Source organism: Nocardia mangyaensis, from assembly GCF_001886715.1.
GTDB lineage: Bacteria > Actinomycetota > Actinomycetes > Mycobacteriales > Mycobacteriaceae > Nocardia > Nocardia mangyaensis.
In genome coordinates, this window is record NZ_CP018082.1 from 4,552,778 (window position 1) to 4,565,847 (window position 13,070).

Annotated in this window: 19 protein-coding genes; 6 read left to right on the forward strand and 13 right to left on the reverse strand. The window is 69.0% G+C overall.

The annotated features are described in order from the left end of the window. Positions 1-33: 33 nt before the first annotated feature. The 9 genes from BOX37_RS20680 to BOX37_RS20720 form a co-directional block, all read right to left on the reverse strand. A complete protein-coding gene (locus tag BOX37_RS20680; RefSeq protein WP_071929101.1) occupies positions 34-366 on the reverse strand; it encodes a MerR family transcriptional regulator in 333 nt (110 codons plus the stop codon). After that, a complete protein-coding gene (locus BOX37_RS20685) occupies positions 363-680 on the reverse strand; it encodes a hypothetical protein (RefSeq protein WP_071929102.1) in 318 nt (105 codons plus the stop codon). The genes BOX37_RS20680 and BOX37_RS20685 overlap by 4 nt, the downstream gene beginning before the upstream one ends. A 31-nt stretch (positions 681-711) precedes the next feature. Beyond that, positions 712-1,005: a WhiB family transcriptional regulator gene (locus BOX37_RS20690; protein ID WP_167659969.1), complete on the reverse strand. Its 294-nt coding sequence runs from the start codon at positions 1,003-1,005 to the stop codon at positions 712-714. A gap of 270 nt (positions 1,006-1,275) precedes the next feature. Next, positions 1,276-2,679, reverse strand: a complete 1,404-nt coding sequence (locus tag BOX37_RS20695) for a hypothetical protein (protein ID WP_240504963.1) — start codon at positions 2,677-2,679, stop codon at positions 1,276-1,278. After that, the gene (locus BOX37_RS20700; RefSeq protein WP_071929103.1) at positions 2,676-3,023 is read right to left on the reverse strand and encodes a hypothetical protein; all 348 of its coding nucleotides are present in this window, start codon (positions 3,021-3,023) and stop codon (positions 2,676-2,678) included. Before BOX37_RS20700 ends, BOX37_RS20695 begins: the two co-directional genes overlap by 4 nt. Before the next feature lie 49 nt (positions 3,024-3,072). Further along, complete coding sequence (locus BOX37_RS20705) at positions 3,073-3,333, reverse strand: hypothetical protein (protein ID WP_071929104.1); 261 nt, start codon at positions 3,331-3,333, stop codon at positions 3,073-3,075. Then, on the reverse strand, positions 3,330-3,656 hold the full coding sequence (locus BOX37_RS20710) for a hypothetical protein (RefSeq protein WP_156910472.1): 327 nt from the start codon (positions 3,654-3,656) through the stop codon (positions 3,330-3,332). The genes BOX37_RS20705 and BOX37_RS20710 overlap by 4 nt, the downstream gene beginning before the upstream one ends. A 17-nt stretch (positions 3,657-3,673) precedes the next feature. Continuing rightward, positions 3,674-4,495, reverse strand: coding sequence for a hypothetical protein (locus tag BOX37_RS20715; protein ID WP_156910473.1), 822 nt, complete (start codon positions 4,493-4,495; stop codon positions 3,674-3,676). Positions 4,496-4,537: 42 nt separating this feature from the next. Further along, positions 4,538-4,726: a helix-turn-helix transcriptional regulator gene (locus BOX37_RS20720; protein WP_071929107.1), complete on the reverse strand. Its 189-nt coding sequence runs from the start codon at positions 4,724-4,726 to the stop codon at positions 4,538-4,540. A 111-nt stretch (positions 4,727-4,837) separates the two neighbouring features. Between BOX37_RS20720 and BOX37_RS20725 the strand changes: the two genes are divergently transcribed. The 3 genes from BOX37_RS20725 to BOX37_RS20735 all read left to right on the forward strand — a co-directional run bounded on the left by BOX37_RS20725 (position 4,838) and on the right by BOX37_RS20735 (position 7,469). Further along, positions 4,838-5,458, forward strand: a complete 621-nt coding sequence (locus BOX37_RS20725) for a helix-turn-helix domain-containing protein (RefSeq protein WP_071929108.1) — start codon at positions 4,838-4,840, stop codon at positions 5,456-5,458. Further along, positions 5,451-6,632, forward strand: a complete 1,182-nt coding sequence (locus BOX37_RS20730; RefSeq protein ID WP_071931715.1) for a tyrosine-type recombinase/integrase — start codon at positions 5,451-5,453, stop codon at positions 6,630-6,632. Before BOX37_RS20725 ends, BOX37_RS20730 begins: the two co-directional genes overlap by 8 nt. Before the next feature lie 108 nt (positions 6,633-6,740). Next, entirely contained in the window at positions 6,741-7,469 is a 729-nt protein-coding gene (locus BOX37_RS20735) for a serine aminopeptidase domain-containing protein (RefSeq protein ID WP_071929109.1), read from the forward strand. A 176-nt stretch (positions 7,470-7,645) separates the two neighbouring features. Here the strand turns inward: BOX37_RS20735 and BOX37_RS20740 are convergent, their stop codons facing one another. Beyond that, the gene (locus BOX37_RS20740) at positions 7,646-8,542 is read right to left on the reverse strand and encodes a DUF3710 domain-containing protein (protein WP_071931716.1); all 897 of its coding nucleotides are present in this window, start codon (positions 8,540-8,542) and stop codon (positions 7,646-7,648) included. A gap of 5 nt (positions 8,543-8,547) precedes the next feature. Continuing rightward, a complete protein-coding gene (gene dut, locus BOX37_RS20745; protein WP_071929110.1) occupies positions 8,548-9,018 on the reverse strand; it encodes a dUTP diphosphatase in 471 nt (156 codons plus the stop codon). A 73-nt stretch (positions 9,019-9,091) separates the two neighbouring features. Here dut and BOX37_RS20750 point away from each other — a divergent pair, with 73 nt between their 5' ends. Further along, a complete protein-coding gene (locus tag BOX37_RS20750; RefSeq protein ID WP_071929111.1) occupies positions 9,092-9,628 on the forward strand; it encodes a DUF3093 domain-containing protein in 537 nt (178 codons plus the stop codon). A gap of 18 nt (positions 9,629-9,646) precedes the next feature. On the opposite strand, the gene BOX37_RS20755 is transcribed toward BOX37_RS20750, so the two are convergent. Beyond that, entirely contained in the window at positions 9,647-9,949 is a 303-nt protein-coding gene (locus BOX37_RS20755) for a DUF4193 domain-containing protein (protein ID WP_071929112.1), read from the reverse strand. Between the two features lie 376 nt (positions 9,950-10,325). Between BOX37_RS20755 and cei the strand changes: the two genes are divergently transcribed. Beyond that, on the forward strand, positions 10,326-11,009 hold the full coding sequence (gene cei, locus BOX37_RS20760) for an envelope integrity protein Cei (protein ID WP_071929113.1): 684 nt from the start codon (positions 10,326-10,328) through the stop codon (positions 11,007-11,009). Positions 11,010-11,168: 159 nt separating this feature from the next. Here cei and BOX37_RS20765 read toward each other — a convergent pair whose 3' ends face one another. Beyond that, positions 11,169-12,068: an inositol monophosphatase family protein gene (locus BOX37_RS20765; protein ID WP_071929114.1), complete on the reverse strand. Its 900-nt coding sequence runs from the start codon at positions 12,066-12,068 to the stop codon at positions 11,169-11,171. A 97-nt stretch (positions 12,069-12,165) separates the two neighbouring features. Here BOX37_RS20765 and ppgK point away from each other — a divergent pair, with 97 nt between their 5' ends. Next, the gene (gene ppgK / locus BOX37_RS20770) at positions 12,166-12,924 is read left to right on the forward strand and encodes a polyphosphate--glucose phosphotransferase (protein ID WP_071929115.1); all 759 of its coding nucleotides are present in this window, start codon (positions 12,166-12,168) and stop codon (positions 12,922-12,924) included. The last annotated feature ends 146 nt before the right edge of the window (positions 12,925-13,070 follow it).

Genomic DNA, 13,070 nt, shown 5'->3' on the forward strand with positions numbered 1-13,070 from the left:
GAACGCCCGTCCGAATCCGGCGCGGTCAGGACGTCAAGCCACGCCCCGCGCTGCGGCGTACTCCTCGATAACCCGGCGCCGAAACACCCACGAACCCGTGGTGCGGGTGCCGTCGAGGTCCCTGGCGATGCGCCGGATCTCCCGGTCGGAACGCCCCAGGATCACCGCGGCTTGCTGCACGTCGATCAGCTCGTCCTCGGCCTCCGCCGGAGCGGATCCAGTCGGACCGATCTGGATCTCCCAGTCAAGGCGACCGAGCAGCCCGCGGACGGCATCGGGGATCGGCACCCCGGCGCGGCGGCGCCGGTGGACGAACTCAGCCACGCAGTAGTACGCGGCACGTACTTCGCCATCTCCAAGGATCATCGCTCCAGCTCCTCGTTCGCCCACCGCTCCAGCCGGTCCAGCGACCGGCCCAACTCGGCGGCCTGCTCCTTCTCCAGCGCGCCGATTTCGTCCCTTCGCTGGCGGATCCACCGGAGGCCCTTGGCGTTGAGGATGCGCCGGACACTTTCCATCTCGACGAGGCGCTCCCGGCTCATGTAGTCGAGGAACTGCCGCATCAACAGCTCCTCGCGCTCCACGGCGTCGAGCGCCGCGAGAGGCTTGCCGAACCGCATCCATGCCCACCGGTGGGCGTCGGAGATGGGCTCGGCGCGATCCCCTGGGGTGTCGATCATTCGTATCTCCCTGTCTCGATGATGTGGACCTTCACGCGGCGCCTGCTTTCGGCCGACCATGGGGGCGCGGTACTCCGCGTGCCCGTCCTGCCCACACCCCGACCGCTTGCCCGCCCAGCTCCCGCGCGGTGATGTTGCAGGCGACCAGGACCGGGCAGTCGTGGCAGATGCGGGCGGCGGCATCGAGGCGGTAGGCGCGATCGGTGTCGTCTTCTCCGTCGACCTCGGCGTCGAACAGCGACGCTCGACCAGTGCAGGCGGCCCCGTCGAGACGGTCGTCGGCGAGCTCGGCGGCGAGTTCGCGGATCGTGGGCCAGGCGCTCACACGCCACCCCCGGTCGCCCATCGCTCGAGCTGGCGGACGCCGTCGGCGATCGGTCCGAGTTCGTGTCCGCAGACCGGGCACATGTCGGATGCGAGGGCAGAAAGCGCCTTACGCGTAGTCCGTGCTCCCCGCTCCCCTGCTGGCGATGTCGACGGCCGTGGCGCTGTACTCCCGACATGGTGGGGGTACGGGGGTACGGAACGTACCCCCAACGTTTTCGCTGATAGGCCCTGGTTTTTGGTGGGGGTACCAGCCGTACCCCCGTACTCCCTAGGCACGCGCGTACACCCCTTCGCCTATCGCGATCACAACGGCATCGGCAAGCAGGTCATCGAGGGTGGCGTCGAGGTCTCCTCGCAGGTCGTTGCGCATGTGCGTGCGCAAGTCCTTGCGGGTGACCTTCTCGCCGGGGTGGCGATCGAGATAGCGCAGGACGGCCGCACGGGCGCGGTCGCGAATACGGTCGTCGGCCCGGTCTGCGATCACGTTCGCTTCGGTCGCCCGTACCTCGGCACGGGCACGGGCAGTTTCGCGAGCTCGGTCGGTCGCTGCCTGGATCACTGCGGCGCGGGTCCGGTCCGACACTCGAACCACCGTCGCGGCGAGCGTCCAATCCTGCGCGCTCACCTTGATACGCCCGGCCAGGATCGCCAGGGCGGCGGCGATCTTCAACCGAGTCAGCATCTTGTGCCCGTCGAGGGGATCGGCCGCTTCCCCACGCAGCACGGCCAGGCGGTGCGAGTCGATCGCATCTCGCGCGATCTGCGGTACGGACATCTCAACGGGGTTGGTCGTACCGACAGCCACCATGACTTCCAGCGGCCTCGGTGCCGACGGTCGCTCATCCGGAGCGTCGGGGTCATCGACCGGCAGCCACACGAACCGCTGCGGCGTTCCTCCGTCGGCGTCAGCCAGCAGCGGCCCTGCCTTGAGCGGCTGGACACCAACCAACAGGCACGCCCGATACCCATGTGCAGGGACAGGAGTACGGGTTGCCTTGTTGGAGTTGGCGAAACCGATCTGTTCGCCCATGTAGACCTTGCGCAGCTCACCCATGATGGTCGAGCCTTGCCGCGCCCCGATCGCTGCCAGGGTGTCGACCTCGGGCGCGGAGAACAGAGCGCGCGTCGTCTTGTCCTCGTCGTCACCGTCGAGGAAGGTTCGCGCGAGCCCTTCGCCCGACCCGACTGGCAACTCGGTCGGAGGAATCGGGGCACCGGACGCGTCGACGAACACGACAGCTTCGGCCGCAGCGCCTTCCGCCGCACCCTTGCCACCGCCGGACGGACCGACCAACGCGCAGAACAGATTCAGCGACACGGCCCGGCCGACGCTCGCAGGCAATCTCAGGTTCGGTTCGGTCGCGACGATCGCACGAGCCAAGACGGCGCCGAGCACGGCCCACGGCCCGGCACGCCGAGCGCGGGCGAACGCTCGGATGTGGTCAAGCTCTGGCCGAATCGACCAGAACGAATCGAGCGGATCGGCGACGACGTGGAGCTCGGGCGCGACCGAGTGGTCGGAGGATGGGTCCTTGCGGTAGTTCTCCTGGACCCATGCCAAGTACTCCTCGTAAAACGGGACACAGTCCAGGCAGGCTGTATTCCGCCCCGCCTCATTCCGATGCCGCTTGCAGGCCGAGGGCGGCGCGGCCTCGACCACTAGCGCGGTCACTGGCTGCTCCCGAAGGTCGCGACGGCGTCGTCGAGGGCCTCGGTGAGCAGATCGCGGGCGTTCGGTGTCGCTCCCCCCTTGTCCAGCGCGACCAGCAGCGGGCCGACTACCGCGGTGATGATGTGGCGCAGCGCCTCAGCGTGGACGGCGGCGACGTACTGCGGGTGCTGCCCCTCGACCCAATCGGACGCGATCCGGTCGCACTCGTCGGCGTCGTTCGCGTTGATCGCCAGCTGTAACCCGAAGATCAGGCCATCCGCGCGGAGCCGATTGCGGTCGATCACGGCCTCGGGAAGGCCAGCAGCCGACACGATAACGAGCGGCTGCATGTCGTCGTTCTCCATGAGAACTCCTCTCGGGCCGCCCGCTCCGGAGAGCGGGCGGCCTGCGTAGCTACGGGGTGGTGAAGACGGATCGAGCGATCCGGAGGGCGTCGAGCCATGCCCGTTCGGCGTCCGGCCAGGGCGCACGGTCCACGCCCTCGAGGCGCTGGCGCGCGGCCTCGAGCTGGTCTCGCCGGACCCGTTCGCGGTCGGCGTCGGCCAGGGCGCGGCGGAGACGTTCGGCGCTGCGATCGCGAGTCGGCACCGGCTTGTCGCCGCAGTGCCTAGCCCAGATGCGGCGCACGTCGGCGGCGTCGCGCACGGTGGTCATGACCGTTCACCGGGGATCGCGTCGGCACGAACCAGCGTGGCCACGGCGGTCAGGCTCTCGGCGAGCTTCAGCGCCTCGTCCGGCGTCAAGTCGAGCCACATGTCGTCGCGAACTGTTGCGGCGTACAGGTGTACCGACGGCTCACCACCGGGGTGGCGCTGGGTGTACGTCTCGACGTAGGCCGCACGCTCTTGGTCGCCGGACCGTTCGGCATCCTCCAGCGACAACGGCGTCGGGTGTGGTGTCCCGAAGCAGATTTGATCCTCACGAAACAATGCCAGCGGGTGCCCGTCCCGGTCTTCGCAGCTCGGGGTGCAGATCACGGGGGTAAGTGGTGTCCTCACCGCGCCACCTCGACACACACGCGGCTGCAGCGGAACAACTGGTCGCCATCCAGGGTGAATCCGGCAGGCTTCGACGATTCGCCGATCGCCCAGGCGCGGCCGCAGCGGCAGCACGCTCGGCCGCCGACAACCGCGGCACGGTGGGCCAGGCGCTCCTCGTCACTCACGGCGATGACCAAGCCATGTTCGTCACTGTCGACGATGACGCCCGTGACGCCGCCCGTGAGCTTCACGGGGATGCCCGTCAGTTCGTCACCCAACGCGCGTACCTCGCGCTCGAGCCGAGACTTTTCCTCTTCCGCCACCGCCGCGTATTCGACCGACAGTTCGTCGACGACCGGTTCGAGCACGTCCTGAGGCTTAGTCCAGTGAATGCGGCCGGACTGTTCGACCAGCTTCACCGCGCCGGTGTCCCCGTTGACCTCCACCACCGTGCCGACACGGGCACTACCGGGCGTTGCGGCAGGGATGAACCAGACCTCGGTCCCGGGCTCGAGTGCTGCGATGCTCTCGGCTATCGCCAACCAGTCCGAGGCCAGGGCTCCGTGAATCGCGGCAAGGTTCAGCACTTCCGCCACCCGCCAGACCTGGACACCTGCACGCTTGGCCTCGAAGTCGTTGCGGCTGAGACCCAGCCGGACGGCGAGCTGGTCGAGGGTCAGCGAGCTGTTGGTGATGACCTCACTGACGATGATGACCAGGAACTGAATCGTGCGGACGGTGAGCGCGGAGCCGGGGGGCTTGGGCGTAAACTCCATGAGTGAATCTCCTTCTTCCTTCGCGGATGGCGGGTTCGTTGCCCTGGTTCGCGGCTCCACCCGCGGCCAGGGCTTTTTTGTAGGGGTCGGGAGTGAGGGGCATTACGCGGCGCCCTGCTCGGCGCGCTCGATGAACTCGTCGATGGCGGCCGCGGGGATGAGTCGGCGGGCGCCGACCTTGACCGATCGCAACTTGCCCTCGTTCATGAGGACGTAGACCGTCGACCGGCCGACTCCGAGCTGATCGGCGGCGACAGCGATGGAGTGCAGGCGCTTCTGCTGATTGGACACTTCAGCCCACTTTCGTTACTCGTACGACATTTCGGCACCGTTTGTCGGTGTCCGCACGAATCTAGGCGATGCCGTATGGAAAACGCAAGTAGTGCGTCTAATGTCGTACCCATGACGACATGGGATGTGGAGATGGCGGCCCGGATCGGGCAGGCCGTGAAGGCGCTGAGGGAGGGCCGGACACCGAAACTGTCCGCCGCCAAGCTCGCTGAAGCCACAGAGAAATGCGGTTACGCGATGACCAAGGCACAGATCAGCGACCTTGAGCTAGGTCGCAAGAAGACCGTGACGGTGCCGGAGCTGGTCGCGCTCGGGTTGGCGCTCGGAGTTCCGCCGGCGCAGCTGCTCTACCCTGAATTGCCGGACGGCAAGGTCGAGGTCTGGCCAGGCGTCGAGTCTTCGAGTATCGAAGCACTGCAATGGTTTTCGGGCGAAACCGATCCGCAGGACATCGACTCAAGCGCACCGCCGAGTGCCGACAGGACGGTCTGGTTGGCGCGCGAGTATCAGAATTCCGGGCTGGCGTGGGGTCGGGTCGATAACCGCCTCGACGACCTGGCAGCCATCGAGGCGAAGGACTCGGCGGGCTGGACTGACATGGAACGCGCAGCCCACGTTGAGCTGGTTGCGGCCACGAAACAGGCATCCGAGGCTGCCAAACGGCGGCACTTCTCGATCAAGCAGTCGCTAGAGCGTGAAGGCGGCACGTTGGACGGCGGCAGCAGTGCTTAGCCGGGACGAGGCGGGCGCCGGTCCGAAACGTCGCCGGTCCGAGCCGATCGACACCCGCACCGCCAAGAACGGCACCAAGACCTACACATTCCAGCTCGACACCGGGACCAAACCGGACGGGTCGCGCAACCGCGAACGCTTCACCTACTCCACGAAAACCGAAGCGCGCAAAGAGTTTCGGCGCATCTCGTCGGAAGTCGAGGCCGGGACCTACGTCGGCCGGACGAACATCACCGTCGAGCAGGCGTGCGAGAACTGGCTGAAGTCGCGGCGTAGCCCGCGGCGGAACACGGTCAGCCAGGATCGCGCCGCGCTCAAGTACGTGACCAAGCACCTCGGCGGCATGAAGTTGCAGGCTCTGCGGCAAGAGCACATCGACGATTGGGTGACGCTGCTGCTCGAGTCTGGGAAGGCCAACGGCGGGCCGCTGGCGGTGTCGACCGTGAAGCGCTCACTCGGAACGCTCAAACAGGTGACCGAGGACGCGACCCGCAGGGGCCTGCTCCCCCGCGATCCGGCCGCCTACGTCGAGGCGCCGCGGCAGCAGGACCGCAAGATCACCGCCGACGACGTGTGGACGCGCGAACAGGTCGGCGTGTTCAGCGCGAAGGCGAAAACGCAGCGGCTCTACGCGCCCCTGCTGCTGTCGTGCTACGGCCTGCGGCGCGAGGAGGTGTGCGGGCTGCGGTGGTGCGATATCGACCTCACCGCGGCGACGGTCAGCATCGCGGAGACGATGGTGAGGACATGCGACGGCGAGATCGTGATCGACGGTCCGAAGACTGAGCGGTCGGGGCGAACGCTGCCCTTGCCCGCCGATGTGGTCTCAGCTCTGCGGGAGTTGAAGACTCGGCAAATGCGCGAACGCCTCGCGCTGGGGGTGTCGTGGGTCGAGGCGTCTCACGTCTGCTCTGACGAGTCGGGAGAGTCGTTGCGCCCCGAGGCGCACACCGACCTGTTCCAGATCGTCAGGAAGGCAGCAGGGCTGCCGTACATCACGCTGCGGAACCTTCGGCACACCTCGGTGTCGGTGATGCTGCACGCCGGGGTGCCACCGACGACCGTCGCGGCGTGGCACGGCCACGATGTTCGGATGACGACCAACGTCTACAACCGCGTCTACGACGAGGGCCTGACGACGGCCGCCGCGGTGATGTTCGGGAACGCGGTCTAGGCGATGGCACGTTTTAGGCACACTAGCGGGGAAAAACCACCGCTCACCAGCACCCCCAATTACACCGCCACTGTAGATGGGCAAACGCGGGGCCGCTACGCTCGGTCCGTGTCGCGCATCCCACCCCAGGTCACCGTGGTCGCCCTGCCCGGAACCGGCTCCGACGCCGATTTCGCCGCCCGTGCCTTCGGACCCGCCGCCGCCGCGCACAGACTGCGTTTGCGCGCCGTCGAACCGGATCCGAAGGCCGTGATTGCGAGCTGTACGGCGGCTTTGGACGCCGCCGCGGCGCACGGACCGGTCCTCGCCGCAGGGATCTCCCTCGGTGCCGCGATCGCGCTCGACTGGGCAGCCGCGCACCCGACCGCGGTGGTCGGTGTAGTCACTGCATTACCCGCCTGGACCGGCGCCGAAACCGCCGCCTGCCCCGCCGCGCTGAGCGCCGCGGTTACCGCCGAGCAACTGCGTGCCGACGGGCTGGAAGCGGTCATCGGGCGGATGCGCGCCTCGAGTCCGGCGTGGCTGGCCGAGGCGCTCACCCAGTCCTGGCGCGGGCAGTGGCCGCACCTGCCGCAGGCGCTGGACGAGGCGGCGGGCTACGCCTGGCCGACGCTCGAGCAACTGGCGGCCAGCGACGTACCGGTCGCGGTGGTCGGCGCCGAGGACGACCCGGTGCATCCGATCGCCGTCGCCGAGCAGTGGACGGCCACCTTGCCGCAGGCGGGCTTGCGTCGAGTCACGCTGGCCGAGTTGGGCGCCGATCCAGCGATACTCGGCCGGGCCGGATTCGCCGAACTCGACGCGCTGCTGTCCACATCGGCGCCGTCGCGCGCCTGAGCCGAGGTCGCGACCCGATGCGGCCGCGGCGAATCCGGATTTGACGACGGCGGCCAGGCAGCTGTCGGCGCCGAGGCCCCGCGTGCCACCTCGCCCCGTTCTCGCGAGTGCCGGCGAGACGACGCAGCCGGTGTCGACCGAATGTCGACACCGGCTGCGATTCGCCGATCCGCGTCCTAGTTGAGCCCGAGTTGCTGCATCGCCGAGCCGTCGGCGCCGCGGCGCGGCTCGTCGGGCAGCTTCGGCGGCGCCGAGGGCGGCGGCACCTGCGCGGCGGCGGCCTGCGCGGCAGCCGCCTGCTGCTGGGCCAGCACCTGCTGCTGGTGGGCCGCCGCCAGCTGTTCGGCCAGTTCCTGGGGCAACACCACCGGGAGCGGGTCACGCACCGGGAGCGGTTCGCTGCCACGGCGCACCACGGCGTCGGCGAGCACCGCGCGGGCCGCGGTGATCAGCGGACTGCGCTCGTCCACCGCGCCCGACGGGCCCGCGGCGACCAGCCGGATCATCCAGCGCGGGCCGTCGACACCGATGAAGCGCAGATCGGCACCCTCGGTGATCGCCTTGACCTCACGGCCCCACGGCCCCTTCTCCACCGCCACGCTCGCGCCGTCACCGCGCAGCGATTCGGCCAGATCGGCGGCCACCGTGCGCCACTGACCCGCCGACTTCGGCGCCGCGTAGGCGGCCACGGTGAGCCTGCCGTGCTCGGTGGCCAGGTGCACCGCCTGCGGGGTGCCGTCCGGGCTCATCTCCACCTGCAGCTGACCGCCCTGCGGCACCGGAATCAGCACCGAGCCCAGGTCGAGGCGTTGCGCGACAACCTGATCGGACACCTCGTCGATGTCGTAGGGACCGGCGGCGGCATCGGGCTCGTGGTCGAAGTTGCCGTAGATGCGCTCGTCGGTCGGCGCGTCGTCGAAGTCCAGGTGCGCGAAGTCGGGACGGTGGAACTCGTCGGTGATGTAGTCGTCTTCGTCGTAGCCGTCCACCTCGTCGTACTCGTCGTCGTCGAAGTCGACGGGTTCGTCGTAGTCGACGTCCTCGCGCGGCGCGCGCTTCTTCTTGCCGAACAGACCCATTACGCCTCCTCGCCGGACAGGCTCGCGTGCCCGCCGCTCGACCCGTATCCGCCCGTGCCGCGGGCGGTGTCGTCGAGGTCGTCGACCTCGGCGAAATCGACCAGCTCGACCCGCTGCACCAGCAACTGCGCGATGCGATCGCCGCGACGCAGCTCGATCGCGGTGCGCGGGTCGTGGTTGATCAGGCACACCTTGATCTCGCCGCGGTATCCCGCGTCGACCGTGCCCGGCGTGTTCACCACCGACAGGCCGGCCTTGGCGGCCAGGCCGGAGCGGGGATGGATCAGCCCGACCGTGCCGATCGGCAGCGCGAGCGCGATCCCGGTGCCGACCAGCACCCGCTCGCCCGGTTCGATGATCACATCCTCGGTGGTACAGAGGTCGACGCCCGCGTCACCCGGATGGGCACGCGTCGGCACAGGGATGCCGGGATCGAGCCGCCGCAGCGGAATCGGTGCAAGTGCGTTCACATCGGTCGAGACTACGCGTTCTACCGCACGACCTTGCGGTCAACGTCTCGGCGCGGTGGCCTACTCTGGACGGGTGCCCGACCAGCCACGTTCATCTGCCACCGACACCGCGGACACCGACCGCCCCGCACCGCGTACGCCGAGCCCGTCGCCCTATCGCGAACGACTGTGGGTACCGCTGTGGTGGTGGCCGATCGGCTTCGCCATCGCGGCGCTGCTCGCCGCCGAGATCCACATGGGCGCGCCCGGGCTGCGGGCCTGGTTGCCCTACGCGCTACTCGCGCCGGTGCCGGTCTGGGTCCTGCTGTGGATGAGCAGGCACCGCCTGGAAGTGACCGTCGCGCCCGACGGTACCGCGGAACTGCGCGTCGACCGCGCCCACCTGCCGGTCAGCTATGTCGCGCGCGCCGCGGCCGTCGGCAAGACGGCCAAGAGCGCGGCCCTGGGCCGACAGCTCGACCCCGCCGCGTATGTGCAGCATCGGGCCTGGATCGGCCCGCTGGCACTGTTGGTTCTCGATGACCCGGACGACCCGACGCCGTACTGGTTGATCAGTACACGCAGGCCGGACCAGGTCTTGGCCGCGCTCGGACTACCGAGCGCGGGCTGACCCGTCGCGCCGTCCGTCTCAGGCGGCGCAGTCCATGCAGATCAGCTGGCCACCCTTCTCGTTGGCCAGTCTGCTGCGGTGATGCACGAGGAAGCAGCTCGAACAGGTGAACTCATCGGCCTGCTTCGGGATCACCCGAACACTGAGTACTTCCTCGGACAGGTCCGCGCCGGGAAGCTCGAACGATTCCGCTGTATCGGACTCGTCGATGTCCACGACGGCGGACTGCGCCTCGTTGCGGCGGGCCTTCAGCTCCTCGAGCGAATCCTCCGACACTTCGTCGGATTCGGTGCGCCGCGGTGCGTCATAGTCGGTTGCCATGTCGTCTTCCCCTCAGTCCTTACTCCGTATATCCCGGATCGGTTCGATGGCCGTATCCCCCGCAGGGATACGGCGTACGTACCGCCCCGCCGGTGGTGCACCTCACACGTACACCGTCCGCCTATCGGGTTCGATCGGCGAGGATCTACTCCGACAGCGTTCGGTTAACGCAGGACATGCCCTTGTTGTTCCCGCGACCGACCACCGTTTCACCGGCAAATATTCGATCTGGGCGGCCAGACAATAGCGGACCAGCGGACAAATGTCGCAATCACAACCCGGCCGAGTCGAAACCGACGACGAATCTTCACCTGCCAGGAAACTCGCCGAGACCTCCAGCGCTCGCGCACCGCCACCGGCCTCGTAGAGTGAGCGCGTGGTTTCACTGATCACCGAAGGCAGCGCGACCGATCGCGACGGCAAACCCTTTCCGCGACGGCGGCCCGAGCTGTGGCTCGCCCTGGTCCTCGTGCTGGCTCTGGTGAGCCTGTTCGTCTGGATCACGGCGTTCCGCACCCATGACGACAGCAACGAGCCGATGGCCTGCAACGCACCGAGCACGCCCACCGGAGTCGACGCACCCCAACCCGCCCCGCTGGGCACCCGGGTCGGACCCTCGCGCCTCGACGATGTCGACCCCGCGGCACTGTCGGAGTCGAAAGTGCGCGTGTTCAACGCCAACGGCCAGAGTGGCCAGGCGGGCAACATCGCCTCCGCACTCGGCGACCTCGGCTTCGCCCCCGCGCCGGACACCCAGGTAGGTAACGATCCGGTCTACGTCAACGGCGACCTCACCTGCACCGGTCAGATCCGGTTCGGCGTCAACGGCAGGCCGGCGGCCGCCTCGGTGCAGCTGGTGGCCCCGTGCGCCGAGCTGATCGAAGACCCGCGCACCGACGACACCGTCGACCTGGTCCTCGGCCTGGCCTTCGGCGAATCACTGCGCCCCGGCGCCGATGCCGAAGAGGTCCTGCGCTCGCTGAGGAACCTCGCCCCCGACTCGAGTTCGTCCTCCATCGACCCCGACCTCCTGGACGCAGCTCGCACCGTCAAGTGCTGAATTGTCGGCGCGCTGACGCGCGCGGGTTCTCGGCCTGTTCCCTCGATCTTCCCTCCCGCCGGGCACTCCTTCGTCGCACCCTCTGGTCAGTCCAGATCGAGGCGGCCGAGAACCGTGCCTGTGGCGGGTGGTGCCGCGGGTTCCGGCCGCGGAAGCAGTTCAGTCGGGCAGGGCGGTGGTGGCGCCTGCGCGCTCCAGGAGTGCGGTGAGGTCGGTGGCGATGCCGGGGGCGGCGACGACGGTGAGTTCGCCCGCCGCGCCGCCGACGGTGACCGGGGGGACTCGGACGACGGCACCCGCTTCGGCGGCGATGAGCGCGCCGGCGGCCCAGTCCCAGGCGTTGAGTCCGTGCTCGTAGTAGGCGTCGATCCGGCCCGCGGCGACGTGGCACAGGTCCATGGCGGCGGCGCCGAGCCGGCGGATGTCGCGGATCTCCGGCAGGACCCGGGTGAGTACGGCGGCCTGCTGCGTCCTGCGCTCGCGGCCGTAGGCGAAGCCGGTGGCCACCAGCGCCAGCGAGAGTGAGTCTTCGCGGGAGCAGCGCAGGCGGGTCCGGGTGCCGTCGGCGGTGACGGCATACGAACCACACCCCAGCGCGGCGCTGTAGGTGGTCGCGGCGGCCACGTCGACGACCGCACCGGCGACCGGCTCACCGTCGCGCACCGCGGCGACCGAGACCGCGTAACCGGGCAGCCCGTAGAGGAAGTTCACGGTGCCGTCGATCGGGTCGACGACCCAGGTGACGGTGCCCGGCGCGGTCGCGCCGACATCACCGCCGCCTTCCTCGCCGAGGATCGCGTCGGCGGGCCTGCGGGTGGCGAGCAGGCCACGGATCAGCTGTTCGGATTCGGTGTCGACGATGGTGACCGGGTCGGTGGCGTGACCCTTGGTGGCCACCGCGCCGTCGACCGCCTCGCCGTCGGTGAAGACTTCGGGCCTGCGGGCGCGCACGTGCGCGGCAGCCGCTTCGGCGAGTTCGACGGCGAGGCGGCGCAAGTCGTCGTAGTCGGCGGTGGAGGTCGGGGCGCTGGAACTCTGGGCGGCGGTGGGTTCGGGCACGGCTCCATCGCATCACATGTCGCCTCGACTCGCCCGGGCGGTGACTACCGCTACTCTGTGTCACTGCACATCGACCGCGTCAGCAAGGGGTTGAACCATGTCCACTCGGGGGCACGCATTCGGTATCGATATCGGCGGTAGCGGGCTGAAGGGCGCGGTGGTCGATCTGGCGACCGGTCTGCTCACCCACGACCGCATCAAGATCGCGACGCCACAGCCGTCGACCCCGGCCGCGGTCGCCGCGGCGGTCGCCGAACTCGTCGCCGCGGCGCGGTGGGACGGCCCGGTCGGCATCACCATGCCCACCGTGGTGCTCGACGGCCGCACCAGGACCGCGGCCAACATCGACCACTCCTGGATCGGCACCGACGCCAGCGCGCTGTTCTCGGCGGCGCTGGGTGGTCGCACGGTGACCGTCCTCAACGACGCCGACGCGGCCGGGCTGGCCGAGGACGTCTACGGCGCGGCCCGCGATCTCGACGGGCTGACCCTGCTGCTCACCTTCGGCACCGGCATCGGCTCGGCCCTGCTCTACAACGGCACCCTGGTGCCGAACTCCGAGCTCGGTCATCTCGACATCGCCGGCGTCGAGGCCGAGCATCTGGCCGCGGCCTCGATCAAGGACCGCGAAGCCCTCACCTACCCCGAGTGGGCACAGCGGGTGAGCACGGTACTCAGCCACATCGAGGACCTGTTCTGGCCGAAGGTGATCGTGGCGGGCGGCGGCATCAGCCGTGACCACGAACAGTGGATTCCGTTGCTCACCAACCGAACTCCGGTGATTCCGGCAGTCCTGAAGAACACGGCGGGTATCGTCGGCGCGGCGATGGCCATCGATCTGGGGCTCGCGCCGTAGCCCGGCGCGGCTCGCGGCGCAACGCCTTGGTGGCATCGTGCCATGAGTACCCTGGTTGGATCGTTACAATGGAACACGTCCGGCGGTGAGCCGGTGAAACCTTCCGGCCGCAGCCGGTCGCGAACAAGCCGGTGAACGTGCGCCGG